Source organism: Pseudanabaena sp. lw0831, from assembly GCF_016584665.1.
Lineage (GTDB): Bacteria > Cyanobacteriota > Cyanobacteriia > Pseudanabaenales > Pseudanabaenaceae > Pseudanabaena.
The window spans coordinates 1-22,282 of record NZ_BBJB01000100.1; the positions used below are offsets into that span (position 1 = coordinate 1).

General features: G+C 43.6%; 19 protein-coding genes and 1 pseudogene. 18 read left to right on the forward strand and 2 right to left on the reverse strand.

The annotated features are described in order from the left end of the window. Together APA_RS25905 and APA_RS20850 are read left to right on the forward strand one after the other, a co-directional pair. Nucleotides 1-275: pseudogene (locus tag APA_RS25905) on the forward strand (type II toxin-antitoxin system RelE/ParE family toxin); the annotation flags it as partial. Beyond that, nucleotides 272-592, forward strand: coding sequence for a helix-turn-helix domain-containing protein (locus tag APA_RS20850; RefSeq protein ID WP_190352400.1), 321 nt, complete (start codon nt 272-274; stop codon nt 590-592). The pseudogene APA_RS25905 and the gene APA_RS20850, both read left to right, overlap by 4 nt. Nucleotides 593-626: 34 nt before the next feature. On the opposite strand, the gene APA_RS20855 is transcribed toward APA_RS20850, so the two are convergent. Beyond that, nucleotides 627-851, reverse strand: coding sequence for a hypothetical protein (locus APA_RS20855; RefSeq protein ID WP_201324151.1), 225 nt, complete (start codon nt 849-851; stop codon nt 627-629). A gap of 51 nt (nt 852-902) precedes the next feature. Between APA_RS20855 and APA_RS20860 the strand changes: the two genes are divergently transcribed. From APA_RS20860 to APA_RS25525, 7 genes are all read left to right on the forward strand, one after another. Further along, on the forward strand, nt 903-1,199 hold the full coding sequence (locus APA_RS20860; protein ID WP_201324152.1) for a type II toxin-antitoxin system RelE/ParE family toxin: 297 nt from the start codon (nt 903-905) through the stop codon (nt 1,197-1,199). A 3-nt stretch (nt 1,200-1,202) separates the two neighbouring features. Then, entirely contained in the window at nt 1,203-1,499 is a 297-nt protein-coding gene (locus APA_RS20865) for an addiction module antidote protein (RefSeq protein WP_201324153.1), read from the forward strand. 254 nt (nt 1,500-1,753) lie between these two features. Then, complete coding sequence (locus tag APA_RS20870; protein ID WP_201324154.1) at nt 1,754-2,020, forward strand: hypothetical protein; 267 nt, start codon at nt 1,754-1,756, stop codon at nt 2,018-2,020. Then, the gene (locus APA_RS20875) at nt 2,017-2,334 is read left to right on the forward strand and encodes a type II toxin-antitoxin system RelE/ParE family toxin (protein ID WP_201324155.1); all 318 of its coding nucleotides are present in this window, start codon (nt 2,017-2,019) and stop codon (nt 2,332-2,334) included. Before APA_RS20870 ends, APA_RS20875 begins: the two co-directional genes overlap by 4 nt. 206 nt (nt 2,335-2,540) lie before the next feature. After that, the gene (locus tag APA_RS20880; protein ID WP_201324156.1) at nt 2,541-2,765 is read left to right on the forward strand and encodes a hypothetical protein; all 225 of its coding nucleotides are present in this window, start codon (nt 2,541-2,543) and stop codon (nt 2,763-2,765) included. Nucleotide 2,766: 1 nt separating this feature from the next. Next, entirely contained in the window at nt 2,767-3,192 is a 426-nt protein-coding gene (locus APA_RS20885) for a retroviral-like aspartic protease (RefSeq protein ID WP_201324157.1), read from the forward strand. 97 nt (nt 3,193-3,289) lie between these two features. Beyond that, nucleotides 3,290-3,415: a hypothetical protein gene (locus tag APA_RS25525; RefSeq protein WP_268962134.1), complete on the forward strand. Its 126-nt coding sequence runs from the start codon at nt 3,290-3,292 to the stop codon at nt 3,413-3,415. Nucleotides 3,416-3,524: 109 nt separating this feature from the next. On the opposite strand, the gene APA_RS20890 is transcribed toward APA_RS25525, so the two are convergent. Then, nucleotides 3,525-13,490 carry an esterase-like activity of phytase family protein gene (locus APA_RS20890; RefSeq protein WP_201324158.1) on the reverse strand — a complete coding sequence of 3,322 codons (9,966 nt, stop codon included), beginning with the start codon at nt 13,488-13,490 and terminating at the stop codon, nt 3,525-3,527. A gap of 857 nt (nt 13,491-14,347) precedes the next feature. On the opposite strand from APA_RS20890, the gene rpsD reads away from it, so the two are divergent. The 9 genes from rpsD (at nt 14,348) to APA_RS20935 (ending at nt 22,211) form a co-directional block, all read left to right on the forward strand. Continuing rightward, nucleotides 14,348-14,956, forward strand: coding sequence for a 30S ribosomal protein S4 (rpsD, locus tag APA_RS20895; RefSeq protein WP_103670143.1), 609 nt, complete (start codon nt 14,348-14,350; stop codon nt 14,954-14,956). Nucleotides 14,957-15,078: 122 nt separating this feature from the next. After that, nucleotides 15,079-15,666, forward strand: a complete 588-nt coding sequence (locus tag APA_RS20900; RefSeq protein WP_201324159.1) for a DUF3038 domain-containing protein — start codon at nt 15,079-15,081, stop codon at nt 15,664-15,666. Next, the gene (locus APA_RS20905; RefSeq protein ID WP_201324160.1) at nt 15,666-16,325 is read left to right on the forward strand and encodes a DUF4335 domain-containing protein; all 660 of its coding nucleotides are present in this window, start codon (nt 15,666-15,668) and stop codon (nt 16,323-16,325) included. The genes APA_RS20900 and APA_RS20905 overlap by 1 nt, the downstream gene beginning before the upstream one ends. A 50-nt stretch (nt 16,326-16,375) precedes the next feature. Further along, a complete protein-coding gene (locus APA_RS20910; RefSeq protein WP_201324161.1) occupies nt 16,376-17,713 on the forward strand; it encodes an AAA family ATPase in 1,338 nt (445 codons plus the stop codon). Further along, nucleotides 17,710-18,348 carry a retron system putative HNH endonuclease gene (locus APA_RS20915; RefSeq protein ID WP_201324162.1) on the forward strand — a complete coding sequence of 213 codons (639 nt, stop codon included), beginning with the start codon at nt 17,710-17,712 and terminating at the stop codon, nt 18,346-18,348. Before APA_RS20910 ends, APA_RS20915 begins: the two co-directional genes overlap by 4 nt. A 153-nt stretch (nt 18,349-18,501) precedes the next feature. Then, the gene (locus APA_RS20920; RefSeq protein ID WP_201324163.1) at nt 18,502-19,602 is read left to right on the forward strand and encodes a LuxR C-terminal-related transcriptional regulator; all 1,101 of its coding nucleotides are present in this window, start codon (nt 18,502-18,504) and stop codon (nt 19,600-19,602) included. Between the two features lie 332 nt (nt 19,603-19,934). Further along, nucleotides 19,935-20,237 carry a type II toxin-antitoxin system RelE/ParE family toxin gene (locus APA_RS20925; RefSeq protein ID WP_201324164.1) on the forward strand — a complete coding sequence of 101 codons (303 nt, stop codon included), beginning with the start codon at nt 19,935-19,937 and terminating at the stop codon, nt 20,235-20,237. Next, a complete protein-coding gene (locus tag APA_RS20930) occupies nt 20,230-21,342 on the forward strand; it encodes an ImmA/IrrE family metallo-endopeptidase (protein ID WP_201324165.1) in 1,113 nt (370 codons plus the stop codon). The genes APA_RS20925 and APA_RS20930 overlap by 8 nt, the downstream gene beginning before the upstream one ends. Nucleotides 21,343-21,440: 98 nt before the next feature. Next, a complete protein-coding gene (locus APA_RS20935; protein ID WP_201324166.1) occupies nt 21,441-22,211 on the forward strand; it encodes a TIGR02391 family protein in 771 nt (256 codons plus the stop codon). The last annotated feature ends 71 nt before the right edge of the window (nt 22,212-22,282 follow it).

Here is a 22,282-nt window from a genome sequence, read left to right on the forward strand (position 1 = left end):
CGGTGCTAAGTGTGTTGGGAGAATTTGGACCAAAACTTGGTAGACCGCGAGTTGATACCCTTGAAGGATCTGCATTTCAGAATATGAAATAACTTCGTATTCAATATCAAGGAGAACCTTGGCGTATTTTATTTGCCTTCGATCCCAAACGCCAAGCCGTGTTGCTGGTTGGTGGCAACAAAACAGGAAACAAACGCTGGTACAAGGAAAATATTCCGATCGCAGATAAACGGTACAGAAAATATCTGGAAATACTGAAGGAAGAAAACAAATGACCCAATATACAACCCTATCCGAAGAATTGAACAAACTTCCAAGAGAGCGTCAAGAACTTATTGAAATAAGAGCTTCGCAAATTCATCTTGAAGAAATTACCCTGAGACATCTGCGTGAAAAGCTTGGTTTATCTCAATCAGAACTAGCCGAACGTCTTGAAGTACAGCAACCAGCCATATCTAAGCTCGAACGCAGACAAAATCTGGAACTCAATACACTTCGAGCCGTGGTAAATGCTTTAGGTGGAACCATCGAAATTATCGTCAGAGTACCTAACAAAGAACCGATCCTTCTTAGTGATTATCAAGAATCGTAAAATGTACTGCTTTTGAGAAATGTTTAGGCGATTGCTATTTAATTTGAGATGAGTTGTGATCGCTGTTTTGTGGAAAGAGAACGCGATCGTTCAGAACATTTAGCGTATCTGACAAAAAGAGCGATTGCTGTTTGGTTTGATATGAGTTGCGATCGTTGTTTTTTGGAATGAGATGGCGATCGCTTTGAACATTTATCGTATCTGGCAAAATAGGCGATCGTTGTTTGATTTGGGATGAGATGGCGATCTCTGTTATCACAATCTCGTTTTGACGATTGACAATTTTCGCATTGTGAACTACAGTTAACGTATGATTGAAGTTCGCCAGACAGAAATATTCGCCAACTGGTTTGTCAAATTAAGAGACAAAAAAGCCAAAGTCCGCATACAAGCGCGTATAGATCGCATGGAAATGGGAAACTTTGGTGATGTTGCTCCAGTTGGACAAGGAGTAAGCGAAATGCGAATATTCTACGGTACTGGCTATAGAGTGTATTTTGTGCAGAAAGGTTCTATCGTTGTGATACTTCTATGTGGCGGTGATAAAAGCACTCAGACTTCAGACATAAACAAGGCTAAGGAACTAGTTAAACAATTAGAGGATTGAATTATGGCTATCACCACTACTCGATGGAACTCAGCAGAACATCTAAAAACAGAAGAAGATATTCAATTATATTTGGAAGCTTGTCTTGAAGAATCAGGCGACGATCCTAATGTGATAATCCATGCATTTAGCGTCATCGCTCGTGCCAAGAACATGACTCAGTTAGCAAAAGACTCAGGTTTAACAAGAGAGGGACTATACAAGGCATTATCCCCCGATGGTAATCCTAGTTTTGCAACAGTGACAAAAGTTGCTAAAGCGCTTGGATATAAGCTGACCGTCCAGTCAGTTATAATTTGAGATGAGTTGCGATCGTTGGTTTGTGGGATTTGGGCGATCCCTTTAAGCATTTGGTGTGTCTGACAAAATTGGCGATCGTTGTTTGATTTGAGGTGAGTTGCGATCGTTGGTTTGTGGAATGAGGGGGGCGATCGTTTTGAACATTTAGGAAGTAGGCGATCGTTGATTGATTTGAGATGATATGGCGATCTCATATTAAAAATGTCAGTATATAAACGCTATAATCGAAAAATAATCCTCACCTGTAAACTGTAATGACACTTAAAGAATTACTATTACAAGAAATTAATAGCACTCCAAACGAACAGATAGAAGATCTATTTGGCTTTTTTAAATCACTTAAAGTACCCACAAAAACGCCACTAGCTTCATACCGCGAACTTTTAGAACGGATTGATTATCTAGAAGCGATAGTAGGTATTCGCAATGGGCTAGACGAATTTGACCAAGGGAAGAGAATTCCTGCCGAACAAGCATTGGCAATTTTACAGCAAAAACTAAGCATTCCCCCTCGTCCATGAGTTACAAAATCCTCATTCAACCTACTGCTTTTCAAGAAATTGAAACATCCTATCGTTGGATGTGTGACAATCTAAGCGCTGATATAGCCAACAATTGGTATTACGAACTTCAAGACGCGATCGCTTCACTGCAAACATTTCCAAAGCGGTGTCCTATAGCACCAGAAGCCTCAATAGTTGGGCGTGAAATTCGTCAACTTCTGATAGGCAAACGAAAGAAATATAGAGCTTTGTTTGTCGTTGAGAACGGAGTCATAGCGATTCTTCATGTTCGCCATAGCCATCCATCCTATGTAGGAGAAAGTTTTGAATGATTGTTATCGTTAAATGTAAACTCTGTTTGTGGAACGACAGATTAAGTTTGGGGCGATCGCTTTGAACATTTAGCGTGTCTGAGGAAATAGGCGATCACTATTTGATTTGAGGTGAGTTGCGATCGTTGGTTTGTGCAGTGGTTGGCGATTTTTTGACTTGATAAAATATCGCACTATAATCTAACTAATATTTCTCCTGTATTTCTATGACATTAACAGAGATCTTGCCATCACTACAAAAGCTATCCCATTTTGAAAAAGTTAAAGCTATCCAGTTTTTAGCCACAGAACTAACTAAAGACGAAAAAACCTCAGAGCTTCTCGAAGATGGAAAAACCTATGAAATTTGGTCGCCATACGACGCTTTTTCCGCAGAAAAAGTTTTAACTGATATGTTGCAACAACATTTGTTACAAAAAGAAGCAAAATAAAATGACATTGAAAAAACGCTTTAACTTTGTCGAAAAGTCCAACTCTGCGGGAGAAACTAGCCTTGTCCCCTATCTTGCCTTGACCCTATTATACCAAGACACTTCCATCTCAACATCAGGTTTATTAGATACAGGAGCAAGTGTCAATGTTCTTCCCTACGAAACAGGAATTCAATTAGGACTAAATTGGAATGACCACAATACATCAGTTGCACTAGCAGGCAATCTAGCCAAATTCGCCGCCAAAGGAATTATTTTATCAGCGACAATCGATCAATTTACACCTGCCACTTTAGTTTTTGCTTGGACAAAAGCCGAAAATATACCTTTACTTTTAGGGAGAATTAATTTCTTTCAGGAATTTGATGTGTGTTTCTATGGTTCTCAATTAGCTTTTGAAGTTTCTCCTAAATCTAAAAGTATTTAGGGATAGAGATTGAAGGATGATTTTCTTGTAATGTGCGATCTTTGTTTTTTGTGAGTGAGATCGCTATTTTTGAGCTTGCGATCATTTATTTTTGGGAGTGCAATCGTTGTTTTGGGTGGGAATGCGATCGCTGTTTGATTGTGAGAATGCGATCATTGGTTGTGGAGTGAGAGTGCGATCGTTGTTTGATTGTGATTTTTGCGATCGATGTTTGATGGTGTGAGTGGCGATCTCAAAAAATGAAACACCCTGTCCGTAAACGGACAGGGTGTTTCATTTTTTGCTAAGACTTCATCAGGTATAAGAACTTCTATTGCTCATCTGAGAATATACTAACTAAAGTTGAAGGTCGTAGAAATGGAACCAGCCAAGATGTTGTCATTGATATTGCTAGACGCAAATCCAGTGACTCCATTCAAGGTTAACAAGAGCGAACCATTGCCAAAATTACCGTTGCCAGTAACGCCATCACCCAATCGGAACTGAGTGTTGCCTCCTACAGTACGAACGTCAATAGAAGCAATGTTATTGAACTGGAGCAAATCGCCTCCAACTCCACGTAGGAATTGATTCACCACGTCGCTATCATCACCGAGGTTATAGACGACTCTATCAGTGGCTCCATCATTGAGACCGAGGAAAAGGTTGTCATTGCCAAATCCACCAATAAGAATATCTGCGCCTAAACCACCAGTTAGAGAATCGTTACCGAATCCACCACTGAGAGTATTGTTGCCATCATTACCAGTAATAACGTTATTGACGCTATTGCCAGTACCATTGATGTTTGCACTACCCGTTAGAGTCAAGTTCTCTAGGTTATCGACTAGAGTCCATGACACATTAGATTTCACCAAGTCAGTACCTTGATTCAATTCCTCAGTAATTGAGTCACCTACGTTATCAACGATGTAAGTATCGTTGCCTAGACCACCAATGAGCGCATCTGCACCGAATCCACCATCAAGGATATTGTTCCGACTGTTCCCAGTAATGATGTTATTCAGATCGTTACCAGTGCCATTGATCGTACTATTGCCTGTAAGCGTGAGGTTTTCCACATTGGCATCCAAGGTGCGGTTGACACTTGAAAGAATAGTGTCAGTGCCCTCATTCGCTAGCTCGTTCACCACATCATTAATATTGTCAACAATGTAGGTGTCGTTGCCAGAACCACCAGTAAGAGCATCTGCATTACTGCCACCATTGAGAATGTTGTTACCGCTATTGCCAACAATCACATTTTGGAGAGCATTACCAGTACCGTTGATATCGCTGTTACCAGTGAGGGTGAGATTCTCAAGAGTGCTACCAGCAAAAGTCCAGTCAATGCTCGAAAGAACGGTATCAGTTCCACCAGAATCAAAGAGAGTGTCATTGATGTTGTCAACAATGTAAGTGTCATTGCCCACACCGCCATTTAAGCTATCTGCGCCTAGACCACCATCTAAGATATCATTGCCAAACTCACCTCGCAGAGTGTTATTGCCGCTGTTACCAGTGATGATGTCGTTTCCGAATCCGCCAGTAACGTTCTCGATATTGGCGATCGCTGTAAAGCCAGATGCCACACCAGTGGTTAGATTAACCGTCAAATCGGCTGTAGTCGATCCATAGTTAAGGGTGTCGATACCACCCAGTAGATCGACGGTCACCGATTCAACGTTGGTTACTGTACCACCTGCAATTATTGAAACTGGCGTTCCATTGAAAACTACACTCAGAGTTTCGGAATTATCTGTGCCGAGAATATTCAGGCTGTCGTTACCAGCACCACCATCAACGATATCTTTGCCATCGCCAATGGTATAGCGGAAGATATCATCACCATCAAGACCATTCAGAATATCGTTGTTGCCAAGTCCAGCAATGATGTCCTGACCGTTAGTGCCTGTGAAAGTATTGACACTTGAAGTCCCGACATAGAAGTCACCAGTGACAATGGTTGGCACTGAGGTAAGCGTTTCCACTGTACCTTGGTCATCGGTGTAGCTCACTACTACTCGCAATTGGCGATTAACCTGAGCTTGAGTAGGAGTAAAGGTGCTGCCGATCGCGCCTGCAATGTTGGTGAATGTCGCTCCACCACCAACATCTGATTGTTGCCACTGATAGTTAAAGACAGCGTTAGTTAAGCCATCAACGTCAGTAAATAAGTTGCTAGCAACAAGCGTTTGGGTCTCTGTTGGTGTGGTATCTGAAATCGATACCGTGCCGATTGGTGCATCGTTGACCGCAGCGATCGCAATGGTTTGAGTTGCGGCGACTGAGCCTCCTTTGCCATCGATCACGTTGTAGCTCAAGTTAACCGTGCCATTGAAGTTGGCATTAGGTGTGAAGCTGTAAGTGCGATCGCCGTTGTTGATTAACGTACCGTTGGTGGCAGTCAGATCAGATACAAGGAGGAAATCGTAATCAGCATCTGTAAAGCCAGCTAGCAGGGCTGCTGTCGAGATCTTGTAGGTTGTGTCTTCGGTTCCAGCAGAAAGGATTGCAGGAGTGCCCGACAGAACTGGGGCGCTGTTGACATCATCATTCAAAACCGTCAAGACAGCATTGGGGCGATCGATACCCACCAATGTACCTGAGCTAGGATTTTTCAGGCTAAGTTTAATCGTTTCATCACTTTCAGGATTGCTATCTCCAAAAACAGGAATTTGCACATCCTTGAATGTTTCACCAGGGGCGAAAGTAACTGTAATTGGTTTGTTGTTGTAGTCCAGTAAAGAAGAAGTATAGGTGTCAGGATTAAAGAAGGCTAAAAGCTGACCGCCTTCGACAAGTTCGCCAGGAATGCTGTAGTGAGATTGAACGTCAAGCAAGAACCAACCAGCGCCGAGGATGTCTTGAGCATCAATAATGCCAGAAGACTCTTCATCTTGGTTAAAAGGAGCCACTGCTGGAACCCCAATGTCACCGAAACGCGCTGGGTCATGCTGTGCAATTAGCTTGAGGGTGTCGGTAGCAATGTCGTACTGCCAGATTTTGCCGAGGTGTTGCTGGTTCCCAACATCTTCCTGAATCAGGATGTGACCGTAGCGATCCATGGTCATGTTGTCGAACATGTTTCCAGCTTCAGTGCCGTCGAGCATAGCCTCGATCGTGCCGCCGAGTTCGGGCTGGGCGATATCACTAAATCGAAGGCGATAGAGGCGGCTGCGTCCAACCTGAGTTCCGACCCCATCCTTGACTTGGTCATAGCGATCGGTTGTGACAAAGTAGAAGTCTCTGGGATTATTAGGATCCCAAACACCATCTTCAGGACGGAAGAACTGAGTAGCTCCCTTGCTATCACTCAGCCCCTCAAGCCCTGCAAACGTAAGCCCAGATACATCGCCTTCGTTCTGTAGTGAGAACTGACCGCTAAGTGGCACATCCCGAACTTCGTTTGTAGCTCCAGTAGCATCGGGGATCAGATTGTCTACCCGAAGGACGTACATGTTGTCGAGATCGCTTTGGCGGGTCAGTCCTGCTCGCTCAATCACATTGCCAGTTGTTTGCTTCTCGCCGATCCAGAAATAAAGCTGACCGCCAGTACTATCGTCCATGCCAGCAACGATGGTCTTGCGCTGGGCATGGGGGTTAGCCAAGTTATTCTCCCATGGGAACAACCCAGCATGGGGTAGTTCATAAGCGATGCGGGCATCGTTTTGGAGGGTGTTGGGGTCGTCGGTGGCAACGAACGCGAACTGCCGACCGAAGTGGACGGTTCCCTCTAGTCCGAGGTCACCAGAGGTGCCAGTTGCGAACCCGTTAACAATGCCTCCAGATTCCTCGCCGCTCTGGAAGATACGAGCTGTGGTTCCGTAGACAGTGCCATCTGCGGCTTTGAATAGGTAGGCTCCCGGTGCTGCCAAATCGGCTGAGCAGAGACGGCTGATTAAGGTAGTGTCGCCTGCCAAAAAGCCAGAGTGGGTGGTTCCTGTGGAAGGGTTGTTGTTGCTTAGGAAGAGACTGATGTCGTCGGCTAGAAAGTCTTCGACCTTGACTACTGATAGATCCGACTTGTTGATAGTCCATTGCGAGACAAAAGCGCCAGCGTTGCCATGGGCGCGGTTGGAACCCAATGGACTGACTGAATTGCCAGTGACAGTGCCACCAATCTCATGGTTCATCAACAGAGTGAAAGTCCCGTCACCATTATCAAAAGAACCAAGCCCGTCGGGAATGCCAACCATCTTATAGCCACCGACGCTGTCGCCCACCGTCAAAATCGAGGTAAAGCTGACCCCAGGTGCAGCAGGAACTAGATAAGGAGTTGCGGAACTGCTAGCTCCTTGAGTCTGAGCAAAGATAGGAGGGACAACGCTGCCAGTTGCAGTTCCATCTGTCAATAGTAGTTCTACAGTACTTGTGCCAGACAAGTCGCCAGTTCTGTTGACCCGCACGGTGACGGTTTTGGCTGTGTTCCCTTCAGTGACTGAGTAATTTGCCTCGCTGAAACCGATCGCAGCTACAGGCAGGGTTTTGCTCAACTCAAGAATTCCCAGCTTCTCAGTTGGTGTATTTCCAGAAACGTTGAAATCGTTATCATTAATCAAGGCGAGTGTGTTGGGACCGATAAGCGCTAGACCTTCCAGCTTTTCTACACCTGTGTAGCCGTATTGAGCGGCATTAGCAATCAGGCTCTTGGTGACAACGTTAATGCCTGTGCTGGCGAGTTCGGCTGGAGTGAGCTGCTCGATCGCTGTTTTACCTGCTGGGAAGGTAAAGCTAGCATTGTAGATATTGGTTGCTGCACTCAAATCAATTTGATAAATCAATTTGTTAGATGCAGAAGTTGCAAGATCATCGCGTTCTACAACGGCGAATTTGCCATTGCCAAGGGAAACAGCATCGCCAAGTTTGTCAGTTTTGGCATTACCACTTGCAGAAATATTATCAAGGAGATAAATGTATTCCCCTGTAACAGCTTTAGAAGCAATATCGAATTCCAAGACGCGGAGATTGCGCGAGCTTCTGGAAGTTGTATCACCAGCATTATCAGGATTGTCGATCGCACTCTGAATAAAGGCATAGAGCTTGTTGCCTTCTAGAGCCACAGCTTCAAAGCCTCGGTTATTGCGGCGTTGAGCATAGACAGCGGGTAAAGCTTCTGTGCCAAAGGTTCCAGCAGGTGCATCGGGATTTGGTGCAGTTGCAGTACCTTGAGGAATAAAGCGATCGAGCAGCTTACCATTGACATCAAAGTGATAAATGGCAGGACGATATTCATCTACCATCCAATAATCACCATTTGCCGCAACCGCAATTCCCTCTAAATCAGCACCCAAAGGATCGTTGGGCAGAACATTGCCATTAAGATCAACGGCGATTTCATCGGTGTAAGCAGTTCCATTGGCTCCCGCTTGGAGGTTAGGCAATCCTGTTAATGGAGTTGTACCATCGGGACGGAATAAACCAGTGCGATTGGTAATCGTGATATCGCCTGTGGTGCGGTTAAGCTCAAAGCTGACGATTTCGGGTTGGAAATTAGGCAAGTAAAAAGGTCTGTTTGCACCTGTTGGATCGCCATTCGGTCCGCGATCGGTGTTGGTGACAAACTTGAGGTTGCCATTGTCGGCGAGTCCTTGGAAATACAAGCCAGAGAAACCACCTAACGAGAGCTGTTGCCCATTGGTAGTTGTGCCTAAATTTGGCAAGTTAGTGAAATCGTAGTTAGTGACATTTGTGAACACCTCGTCTTGTCTCACGGTCAGGTTTTGGATGCGCTGATCGAGTGCAGCCGAAGTATCGGCGACGGAGTAAGCAGTTTGCGGCGTGCCGTGGAATGTCTGGAGGAAGTTCTCAAATGCTTTCTGCTCACCAAGGGTATTAGCGGGTACATTTGCAACAGCAGTGAAGTCTAGAGCCTCGCTAATCGGTGCTGACAGAGTGCCATCGCTTAGTAAGTAGCGGAAGTTGTCGGCATTTGCCTTAATTGGATAGCCATCACCACCATTTGCCGTGAAGTTAAGCACCACGGCGCTGATCGTTGTGGGTGCACTTGGTAATATCACTCCATTGTCCACAACCTTCGCGACAAGACTACCATCGAGGTCATAGATCGCGACATCCTGTACTCTTGAACCTGCGGGTTTGGTCGGATCGTAGGAGAAGCGGATACCTCCAAGCTGGGCATAGCCACCATTGCCGGGGGCAAGTCCAGCAGCATAGTTCAGAATGTTCAGTAGCCCCTGTGCAGTTGTGTCGAACACCATCAGCTTATTGTCAAAGCGAAGTGCATTCTCAACATCCAGTTGGGAGATTGCGCCAGCAGGTTTCACGCTAGAGGGGGCTGGTGGTTCCTTTCCGCCGTCTTCGCCGATCGCACCAATCGAAGCGCGTAAACCACCACCATTCTTTAATGAAAAGAGGATAGCATTGTTTCCAAGGGCTTCTTTTGCCTTAAATAGATTGGCATCTGCGGTAATGTCACCGAGGTTGACTTCCTGCGCTCGACCAAAAGCGCGATCGCCTTCTAGATAAACGTTGGTGTAGCCGAAAATATTGGCATCCTTGACAATAATCACATTATTAATCGCGTCAGTAATCGCATCAACCTTAGAGCCAATCGTGCTACTGGCAATAATCTGCGCTGCTGTTTGGGTCGTACCATAGGCAGCCTGTAGATTAGTCTCGGTTGATGCATAGGCTCCATTGATTAATGGATTGAGATTGGGAAGGATAATCTCACCATTTGCGTCAAAATCCACTACGAGGCGACCTAGATAAGTGTATTCAGTGTCAGTCGTGACGATCAGGGTTGGCTTGCCATCAGCACCAGCAGTGACGATTGGGTAAGTATCCACAAAATCAGCAGAGTGACCGTTAAAGCCGACAGCTATGTCGTTTGTGTCGCCCACACGCTCGTGACCACCACCAGCGATCATCACATCAATGCCAGAAACCAATGGAGCAAGAGCTTTGTTGCGCTCGATCGTATCGAGTTGATCCACCATCACGATCTTGTTGATGCCCAATGCTTTCAGTGCATCGACTGAAGCCTGAATGTAAGCTGCAACTTCTTGCAAATCACTGGTCGATAGGTTACCGTCATCCTTCGGCACAGTGCCATTCGGCGAAGTCTTACTCAGCAAGTCATAGGTAGTAGCGCCAACGATACCGATTTTTTCGCCACCTTGGGTTACTACGGTATAAGGTGCAATCTTGCCCTTGATAGCCGATGCTTCCTGACCCGCAAATGCATTCGTAGCTGTACCACCTAGCGAGACATCAGCAAGCCCGCGTAAAGAGCTGTCAGCGCTGAAGTTTAAATTGGAAGTGATGTGGGGGAACTGTGCGCCAACCCAAGCACCTGAAGCAGCGATCGCACCTTGAAGTACTGGCGAACCGAGATCGAATTCATGGTTACCTAGCGCCGATACATCAGTACCAAAGGCGTTCATGATCGCAATGTCAGGACGACCGAGTGCTGTGCTTCCGATTCCAGATACGGCATTCAAAGAAGGGTCGGAACCACCAACGAGCCAAGGTCCAGGGATATAACTATCGCCTTCTCCAATGACTAAAGTATTACTGTATTGGTCATCGAACTTATCGATCAGCGCACCCATGATCGGCGCAGTTTCGACACCAAGTAGACCGCTCTCACCATAGTAGTGAAGCAGTTGTAATGTATAGGCAGCTTGATTGGGAGATGGTAGATTGAAACGAGCAACACTCGGATCGTGGTCGCTAACTTGATCGGCAAACTCAGAGTTAATATGAACGACATCAAAACCATCTAGTTTGCTACTGAGATTGTTGCTCACCAAAATCTGATCTAGTACCTGAGCATTGCCCTGAAAGTTATAGGTATAGCGCTCATTAGCTGGTAGAGTTTCGACTAGTGTATTCAGTCCACCACTTTCTAAAATCGTAAGAGGACTAGAGAACTCGAAATCATTCAAGTCACCTGCGACCACGATATTGGCATTGGCATTGGTTGCCAACAGCCCTTGCACGAAGTCTTTAACGATTGTGGCTTGCTGGTTGCGTTGCACTTCGCTACTTAGCGTCGGTGGTTGATTGGGTCCAAATAGCGGTTGATCGCCGCCTTTAGAGTTGAAGTGGTTGCCGATGACGGTCACTTCCTGTTGGTTAAAGACAAATTTGCCCACGAGAGGTTTGCGGCTGCTAGCGAAAGCATCACCATCAGCAAGGTTGGTATCGGTCAAGCGTTGTAGTGAACCTTCAACAAAACTGACGCGATTGGGATTAAATAGGAACGCTACGCGGATATTGCCGCCAGGTTCGCCACCATCTTGATTGTTGACTGGGTTAATTTGGCGATATTCGTAAGTAGGACCGCCAGCGGCTGCGATCGCAATAATCAATTTTTGCAGAGTCTCATTTGCATCAACCGTACCATTGTTAGTCGCACCGTTATTGTCCTGAATCTCTTCAAGATTAATGATGTCAGGTGACTTCATGTTGGACACAATCGCACTCGCGATCGCATCAAATGTCGTATCGTTAGGATCGAGGTTTTCCACATTGAAGGTTGCCACCGTCAATTGCGTAGCACTGCTCGTTAGGTTGGTAACTTCTTTTTGTAAAGCCGATGGTTGCACAACCGTTGGGGCTGTCGAAACCAAAACTTCGTAGTTGTTGAAGTCGTAGTTGACGACACCAGTAACCGAGCTAAGCTGAGCGCCAACATTCACATCGGGCAATACCAGAGAACTGTTCAGATCGTCGATTTGGATTCTTTCAGGGTTGAAGTCACTGGATGTAATCAGGCTCCCGCCTCGGCTGGTAAGGTTGGTAGCATTGTTTCCGTTATCTGCTAACACCCAAATTTCTTCAGACGATCCAAAGTTTGCCGTTGGAGAAGTTGCCACAGGATTGTTTACTTGCACCAGCATTCCTTCTAAGCTTTCGTAGAAGTCGATGCCATCTTGAGCAGGATCAAAGACAGTGCCAGCATTCTCAACATTGCCGCTAGCTGCATCATTACTAATGATCTGGTTGGGAATTGCACGTCCGCCATTGCCGAGTACAGTTGCTGCGGGTAAAGGATTACCACTTGAGAGCTTTGTAATCACGGGGCTAACAATCTCAGTGATTGTGAGGTTTGCTGCCGATCCACCAGGACGAAACTCAGTTACGTTTCCGCTAACTAGTACTGAATCTCCTACGAGCACGCTAGGAGCAGATGCCGTAAATACAAAAATGCCTTCTGAAGTAGCATCATTTGCATCAGGATTGGGATCTTGAAAGTAGAAACCGTTCGAGGCGATCGCAGTCACAATTCCAGCGACATTTACCACACTCTGCCCGTTAAAGGTGGAAAGGTGAGCGGCTCCTTGAATATCGTGAATCCGAATTGCACCAGCTACGACATCGTTATCGGCGATCGTGATATTTAAAGCGGTAGTGCTACCCAAAGCAATTCCTGAAGATGGATTGCTAATGCTTAGCGTGGCAGTTTCTGTACCTTCAGCTAAAACATCATCGACAACCGTAAAGGTAACAGAACCAGTCGCGGCCCCATTTAAAATGGTGATAGAGTTGGCAGTGAGGTTGTAGTCCCCTGAATCAATGCCAGTTCCAGTGACAGCGATGTTGACGGTTTGATCTCCAGTCACTGCACTAGAGGCTGTGGCGGTGACTGTAATTACTGTTGTGCCTGCTTCTGTTCCTGCGTTGCTACTGACGGATAAGTTTACTGATGGAACGCTTGGATTTGAACCATTGATGGTGAATGCAGAAGTACTTAAAGCAGAACTCAAAGTCGCCCCAGTGGTTAACGTCCAATTAGCAGGATTGTTGATAAGACCTTTGAAGTCAGTAAAGCCAGCTTGACCGCTGCGTGGACCATTGTAAACTGCTGATTCCTGTCCCGAGGTGAAGGTAATACGGCTGTCTGTTGGTAGAGAGTTAGGTGCTGATCCATCCTCAGCATTACCAAGATTAATCCGTGCTAAATGCGTAGTCGGCGTATCTACTGATGCATCACTTGCAGCAAGATAAGCATAAACCGAATCAGCTGTTTGGCTAAAACCACGATTGGCAGACCCAGCGAATGTGGCTGCCGCAACATTACCAGTATTAGTGGTTGGACCTCCTGAAATATCAAAATTGGTTAGGGTAACAACAGTACCAGCAGTAACACCACCTATAGGAGCTGTCCATTTAGTGTAGGATTCACCAGTGTTAAAGGCTGTTGCTGTTGGAGTAGTCAGTTCGTTATCGGTGAAATAGATGACAGTACCTGGTGGAATGTCGGTTAACGTTACAAAAGCCAACCAATCGTCGGAACCACCTGCAGTATTTATACCAACAAATGCAATATCGCCAGAATTTAGTGCCATTTTTTGTTGCCTTGATAGTTTTCGTAGAATTAATGGAAATAATTGTTAGCAAAAAACCGATATAAATGCATATCCATAAAAATGCAAAGCACAAAAAACGCATAAAAATTACAATTCTTGATAAATCAAAAATTGTGTAGAAGCTATAGTTTTTAGATGCTAAAAAAATCTTGCTAGATATGTCTTCCAGCTATATTTGCTTAGAGGTAATTACGCGAACTAAACATCTAGCCTAAAGCTAGCAATAAGAGAGGTGGATAATTTTTTGCCAACCATCAATGAGTATTTCTAAAATAGCAATTGAGATGAGCTATCGAGATAATTCACTAAGGACAAAATTAACATCAAGTAAATATTCAAAAATCAGATATTTACTAACAGTCTATACGTTTACATTTTATAACGCCAATAACAATCTGTATAACAGCTTACAGGAAACCTTTATAAGACTGGGTTAAGGAAAGGGTGGAATTTTGGTTAAGAAAAGGATAAATATAAATATGGGTACATCATCAGCAAAAGGCTATTGATGCGATCGCCGTTTGATTGGAAATTAGGACGATCATTACTAATGGTCGCCATTCTCTTTTAACCTCAAAGCCAAAAGACGAGAGGTGGGGCAAAGTGCCGCCACTCGTCTTTTGGCTTTGCAGTACAAGTGCCTCAAGTCTCTATAGCAATTTTTTTATAAAAATCGGTTTGGATGCAAGTCTGCCGACGGCGGACTTGCATCCAAACCGATTCTGAGGTTTTCATCATTAGAATTGCTGAAACTTAATAATATGGCAAAGTTTTTTGACAAAATTGCCATATACTAGATAGGCTGTCAAGTTTTCAACAGTAATAAGGAAGGAGCTATGTCCCGTTATAGAGGTCCGCGCCTCAGAATCGTCAGAAGACTCGGAGAGCTTCCCGGTCTAAGTCGCAAACAACCTAAGCACGCATATCCACCTGGAATGCATGGTCAAGACCGCAAAAAGCGCTCTGAATATGCTGTGCGTCTCGAAGAAAAGCAAAAACTACGCTTTAACTACGGTCTCACCGAGACTCAAATGCTACGCTATGTACGTCGAGCCAGACGAGTTAAGGGTTCTACAGGCTTAGTATTGCTACAATTGCTAGAAATGCGTCTAGACAATACAGTTTTCCGTATGGGATTTGCACCGACGATCCCTGCTGCGCGTCAACTGGTAAACCACGGACATATCACTATTAATGGTAAGAGTGTAACCATTCCTAGTTACGGCTGCCGCCCAGGCGAAGTAATTAGCGTTAAAGACAATGAAAAATCTCGTAAAATTGTCGAGCGTAACCTCGAATTCCCAGGTCTCTCTAACATTCCTAGCCATTTAGAATTTGATAAGGCGAAGATGACTGGTAAGGTCAATGGCGTTGTCGAACGCGAATGGGTGGCACTGCAAGTGAACGAACTGCTGGTTATTGAGTACTACTCACGCCAAGCTTAAGGTTGAAGCACTCAGCTACGGGATTTGTTGATCTTTAGATAAATTGCTTGTAGCTGAACGCCTTCCAGCTGGGTAAACTGCCAATTGGGTAAACTCTATTAGGTTCAACTTCACTGCGAATTATGCAGTTAAATATTTCTGCTCCTGTAAACCTCGATTTACACGTTCCTAAGGACTTTGTTAGGGGTTGTCCCCGCAGTGTCCGCATGGATATTGATCATCTGCTTCTAGCGATCGAGGCGCTGGACTTAGAAGCAGTTGAAGTAATGCTGGTCTTGATCGAGCAGTTAGGTTTAGAAAAGACGATTCCTAGTCGTGTGGCTTTTTGGCGACTGCGTAATACGAATCCGCTGCGACGAAACTATCAACGAGCGAGTCTAAGTTGGGATGAGCTAAGAGCCTTGGTAAAGATTGTTTGCACGATCGCTAAACAGCTAGATACTGGTTTGCGCTTGTTGATTAGCACCCACCAACAGATGATTGAGGGCAAGATCGAAGCATTAGGTTTACAGCAAAACCAAGGTTTCTTAGAAAATTATATCGATCGCTTCACGTCTTTGTATATAGGTCGGATGCGATCGCCTTCACCCCTTAGTAAAGAAGATATTCGCGAGTTAGCATTGCAGTTGCTGACCAGAATGTTGCTATGTAGTGGCGTAGCTGGTGAGTTTCGCCTTTGGAATAGTCTGTTTGATGGAGCGATCGCCTAATGATTCAACGCAGCTACAGTTTGCCAAGTTGTACTTTACTGATCGATGGGATCATCACAGGCAGCGATGTGATGTCAATTCTGACCAGTTTTAGTTGCCGCTTTAGCCATCATGCTGAGCCAGTTGTGGGTGGGCTGGAACTGCTCAACGCTCTGGTTAAAGTGGTGGGTGCTTATGCTCAAGCTTTAAAAAGTAATACTTTGGTGGCAATTCCTGAAAAGCAGGTGCGTCTTGAACCAGAGGGTAAACACCTGCATTTGCTATCGGTGTTGCTCAATGAAGCTGACGCTCATAATCCTAAGCAATTACAAATCAAACTAAATACAATTCAGCTTTTCGATCTGATGGAGAGCCTAGATCGTCTATGTTGCGATCCGACAACTTTACCCGATCTGAAGTTAGTGACGCAGATTTCTGACTACCGATCGCAGTCTCAGTTAAATAGTCAGGCAGTACCAGCGATCGCTGGTGTGGTGAGTTTGGCGATCGCGGCAACGGTTTTGTATTTTATCCCCACACCCAAGCCAGAAACCAAGCCCACTCCAACAGTACCAGTACAAACAAAGCCTTTACCGAAGAAGTCAACCTCTCCAACAATCTCCCCAAGTCCTAGTGATAGTACTGAAAGTTCCCCAAGTCCTAGCTCTAGCCCAAACTAGAAATACGAGCAGTCTGTTCGCCTAACAATTATTCAAAAGGTTTATTCCCTATGAAGATAAATACGATCAAGCTGCAAAATTACCGTGGCATACGGGAACTATCCTTAGATTTAGATAAAAATCTAACTGTTTTCTTTGGTGAGAACGGTTCTGGCAAATCCACCGTAATTGACAGCATCGTAATTATGCTTTCATGGCTAGTTAATAGACTTAGATATTCTTCTGGCACTTCGGGATATCCCATAACAGAAAACAATATTGCAAATGGCAATGCTTTTGCTTTAATTGCGCTTTCGTGTTGCCATCACGAAAAAAATATTGAATGGAAACTATTTAAAGCCCGTAAAGGATCTTCTGGCGCTAGCCTATTTTCTCGTAAAAGATTAAAAGATCCCCGTAACTCTACTAATTTGGATAATTTAAGTGAGTTTACTCAATCATTACAGGAAAAAATATTTGAAGCTGAAGAAAGGCTAAATTTGCCAACATTTGTCTACTATCCAATTGGTCGGGCGGTACTAGACATACCTTTACGGATTCGAGAAAAGAATAGTTTTAAACTTTTTGCGACTTACGATCAATCATTAGAGAGAGGTACAAATTTTCGGACGTTTTTTGAGTGGTTTCGTGAGCGAGAAGATCTTGAAAATGAAAATAGAAAATATATTGATGTTCCAATAAAACCAGAGGATTTTTGCTTTCCCGATCCTCAGCTTGAAGCGGTACGTAATGCTCTGAAAGTATTTTTGCCTGAGTTTACAGACCTGACAGTTAGGCGTAGTCCTCTCAGAATGGAGATCAAAAAAAATGGTAAAAGATTAAGCATTGATCAACTATCTGATGGTGAAAAGTGCCTGATGGCTATGGTTGGCGATTTGGCTCGAAGAATGGCGATCGCTAATCCTGTACGTGAAAATCCTTTGGATGGTGAGGGCGTTATTCTGATTGATGAAATTGACTTACATTTACATCCCAAGTGGCAACGCATGGTTGTATCTAGATTAATTGAAGTATTTCCAAATTGTCAGTTTATTATTTCTACGCATTCACCGCACGTCATCACCCATGTTCATCCTGACAATCTCTATGTATTAAAGCAAACTGAAGCAGGGGCGATCGCCGAAAGACCTTCCGAGTCCTATGGAAAAACAGTTGATCGAGTTCTTGAGGATCTAATGGGATTAGCAACCACTAGACCCGATAAGGTTAACAAAGGTCTTCACGATCTTTACGAATTAATTAGTCTTGGACAGCTTGATCAAGCCAAACAACTTCTTGCAATAATGCGTGGGGAAGTTGATGGAGATCCTGATTTGCTAATCGGCTCAGATCCTGATTTAGTAAAGGCGGAGGTGTTGATTAAACGTAAGGAGATCATCGGCAGATGAAGTACGTTATCAAGCAACAAGAGCCTTCATCTTTAGCTAATTTGAAAATTTATCATCCAAACATCACATATACATACTTAGGAGCCTATTATCCTACGATTAAGAGTGAGGTGAAAGGTGCATTAATTCAAGAACAGGGTTACATTTGTTGCTATTGCGAAGGCAGAATAAGTACTAACGACTCTCATATTGAGCATTTTCACCCTAAGAGCGATCCGTCTATTGATTCATTAGATTTCAGTAATTTACTTTGTTCTTGTTTGAAAGATAAAGTTGCTGGAGATCCTCTTCATTGCGGACATTTGAAAGACAACTGGTTTGATGCAATACTTTTAATATCACCTTTTGATCCCAGTTGCGAAACAAAATTTAGATATAAGCCTGATGGATTGATTAGTCCCGCCGATCCAAATGACCAAGCAGCTAAGAAGACAATCGACAAGCTTGGTTTAAACATACCCAAATTAATAGCCATGCGTAAACAGGCGATCGAGTCATTCACTGATATTGAAAATCCACTTAGCCATTCTGAGCTACAACAATTAGTTACTAACTATCTTCAGCAAGATGTACAGGGAAAGTTTGGTCAATTTTGGACAACCATTAAATATCTGTATGAACGGGGAGAGTTATAAGCGGGTGTGTAACGTTGGAGATCGCAAAACAACTAGGTTTCCGTAACTTCATATACATAAATACATATCAATCTGCGGCATTAATATTTGGAGTACTCGTACATATTGTGCGGACTAACACTCTAAATGTTCTTAGGGTAAGCGTTAGGTTTGATGACTGAGGTACTTGATCCGACCAAGCTTTTATTTGATTTGCATCGGGGAACAGAAATTGCCGAAACTTTTTCTGGATGTCTAGATCCAGAGGCGATCGCGCATCGAGTGACCGATGGCATTGTGGAGCGGTTTGATTGTGCTTTTGCTAGGGTGTGGCTACTAGAGCCAGATCGGACATACCTTAAGCTGGTAGCTTCCTCAGGTATGTATACGCGCATTGATGGCAGGTTTGCGAGAGTGCCGATGGGCGCATATAAGGTGGGGAAAATTGCCCAAAACCGCGTTTCTTTTTTAAGTAATCATTTAGCTGATGAGACTTGGGTTGGCGATCGCAATTGGGCAATCACCAACAATATTCGGGGTTTTGCAGGTTACCCGCTAGAAATCAAAGGCAGAGTCGTGGGAGTTTTAGCTGCTTTTAGTCATCAAGAAATGCCCCCTGAGTTTTTAGAATTTTTACGGATGCTCTGTACGATCGCAGCGATCGCTATTGATAGTGCCTTTAAGCATCAGCAAGAAAAACAAGCTTGGCAGAATGTGAGCCAGAATCAAGCACTCACTCAAGGTTCGTTATCCGATCGCCTAGCCCATATTTTGAATTTTAACCGTTTGACTCTGGTAGGTACTGAAAAAAATCTAAATCTGACGATTGACTATGTATTCTTAAGGGCTGCCGAAATTCTCAATCAAATTGGGGGGGCTTATTGCCGCTTAATTTACTCTGATGTATCTATTTCGCTAGAAGCGATAATTGCTAAGACTGGGGTTAGAATTGCTGACCCGCAAAAATGGCTGCGATCGCTATTTGGTGAATTATTTTTGATCGTTTCTAGTTTGGGTGGTGCGATCAATATTCATGACATCGAATTACAAATTGCCATCACAATTCCCTTTGTCAAAGATGCAATGCCATTGTCTGATCGCGAATTAGAGATGATGCAGCTATTAACTCAAGGATTACGCGATCGGGATATTGCTCAAAAGTTGATTATTAGCGAAAGTACAGTCAAGTTTCATATCAATAATATTCTGACTAAGCTTAAGGCAAGGACTCGTTTTCAGGCACTACATCTAGCAATGGTCAATGGGTGGATTTAAAGGTTAAGATGCGGCTCTTTGTGAAACATCTGAATCTTTCTGATTTTTTGTTCATGATCTTATTTAGGATTTAAGAATGTTTTCAAATTCTTGTTTTTTGCTAGAGATTAGAGAACATAAGCGATCGCCTTCTTCCTGTTGTTTCCTCTCCTCAAGTTCCAATCGATACGCTTAAACTGAGATTATTTGTCATTCTAAATTTAGGTTAGTAATCAGCTAACCCAATCGCCAACCTAAATATTGAGCGATTTTAAGCTGTGAAATCCATAAGTGCATCTTTGGATTATAATAAAATCTTTACCAATTTGGTAAAAAAGTTAGTATATATAAGCATGAAGGTTGCTTTTAAAAACGTAAAACTGCGTAAGTTTTGCGAATCAAAGTCAAGTTCCAAAAAACTACGCGCCCGACTAGCTGACCTGATTGCAGCCGAATCTGTGCAGGATCTAGTTTATGGAAAGCCTCATCCTTTAAAAGGCGATCGCTTAGGACAGTTTGCTGTATCTCTTGAGGGTGCTGAACGGCTTGTATTTGAACCAAGTAATGCTCAAATTCCATATAAGGAAGATGGCGGTATTGACTGGGCAAAAGTAACTGAAGTCTGTATTGTATTTATTGGAGATTACCATGACTGAACAAGATCTTTCCTTTACTCCAGAATGGGTGTCGCCGCCAGGGGACACTATTACGGATGCGATCGAAGAACGGGACTGGACACAGGCGCAATTAGCTGAACGTCTTGGCTACACTGAAAAACACGTTAGTTTGTTGATTAATGCTAAGGTTCCCATTACTGAGGAGTCTGCCCAAAAGCTATCAAGGGTGATTGGCAGTACGCCAGAGTTTTGGTTGCGTCGGGAGGCTCAATATCGCGCTCAATTGGTACAGATTGAAGAAAGAGAGCGTTTACAGTCTTGGATTCCTTGGCTAGATCGCTTTCCTGTTAAAGATTTAATGAAGCAGGGAGCGATCGCCAAACGACGATTAGATGCTAAAAACAAGCCTGAGATTGTGAAGGAGTTATTACAACTTTTTGGGGTGGCTTCTCCTGACAATTGGGAAACTTGTTATGAACAAAAGCAGGTAGCTTTTCGCCGCACTCGCAAAGAGCAAAGTAATGTGGGTGCGATTTCGGCTTGGCTACGTTTGGGTGAGATTGAAGCAGAAAAGGCTGATGTTCCTAAATACAATAAAGCCAAGTTTGAGAAGGCGGTTCAAGAGATACGGAAGCTGACGGTTTTATCTCAAGCGGAATTTATGCCGCAGATGCAGCGCTTATGTAATGAAGCGGGTGTAATTTTGGCGATCGTACCTGCGATTTCTTGTGCTTATACGAGTGGGGTGGCACGTTGGCTAAATCCACACAGAGCTTTGATTCAGCTTTCGTTGTATGGAAAACAGAACGATCGCTTTTGGTTTACGTTTTTCCATGAGGCGGCGCATATTTTGCTGCACGATAAGAAGGATATTTTTCTTGATGATTCTGGTAATGGCGATCGCCTTGAGTCACAGCAGGAGGATGAGGCAAATGCTTGGGCAAGGGAGTTTTTAATTCCATCAGAGTATGATGCGGAGTTATATACACTGCGATCGCGTGAGGATGTAATTAATTTTACGGAAAGGCTTGGGATTCATGCTGGGATTGTGGTTGGGCGTTTGCAGTATGACAAGTTTATTGATCATAATAGTAAGCTTAATGATTTAAAGGTCAGACTTGATCTTGAAATTAGAGAAAAGTAGTTTATTTGTGGTATTTCTAGCGTTTCTTTATCTAAAACACTGTTTTTGCCATTAGCACTCAAAAATTAATATTTAAGGATAAATTTGAAATGTATAACTTGACAGATTCTCAAAAAAAGATAGCTAAATGGCTAGTCCAAAGTGTTAGAACAGGTTTGTTAGATGAGGAATTTACCATAGAGTGGCATCCAACTGCTAAGAAAGGATTGCCTAAAGCTAAATTATCAGGATATAGAGGAACTGAAGAAGAATTACAAAGTACATCTATAACTCTAAGTTCTATGCAAGCTTTAATAAGCAATAAGCTAATTATCTATTCAACCCTTCAATTGTCTAGACGTTCGTATGTGGATTACACATGCTCAACTCAACCACGGTTGAACCAAATTAATAAATACAATTTAACAGGTAATATTTATACTGCTGTAGACAATGATTTTAACAGTCCAGATACTTCTTTCGTAGATTATCTAACCCCTCTATCTAATCCTAGTGATTTTGACGAAGCACTTACAAAGAGATGTTTTCCCATTTTGGCTACAGGAGGAAGTGATCCAATATTGTGGGATTCTGCCGTAAGAACCGCAGGAGTGATTTTAGAGGAAAGATTACATGATGTTGGGGCTATATCCGATCCTAGTCAAGTTGGGCGTAGTCTTGTGAATGCCATATTTGGAAAGACTGGAACTCTAGCGTCAAAGTTTGCAGTTGATGCTGAGAGAGAAGGATATCGAGAGCTATATTCTGGTATTGTAGGCACTTTTCGTAATCTATCTGCTCATCGTTTAATCGATCCCTCTCCAGAAGAAGGAGGTGCTTTTATCATATTTGTAAACCTTTTATTGAAAAAGCTTGAAGATCTCAGATAGTTTCTCAAGTTGCCAAATCTCAAGTTTAGGGGCATAAAGCTTTAAAAGCAGATGTAGTTAAACGATCGCCT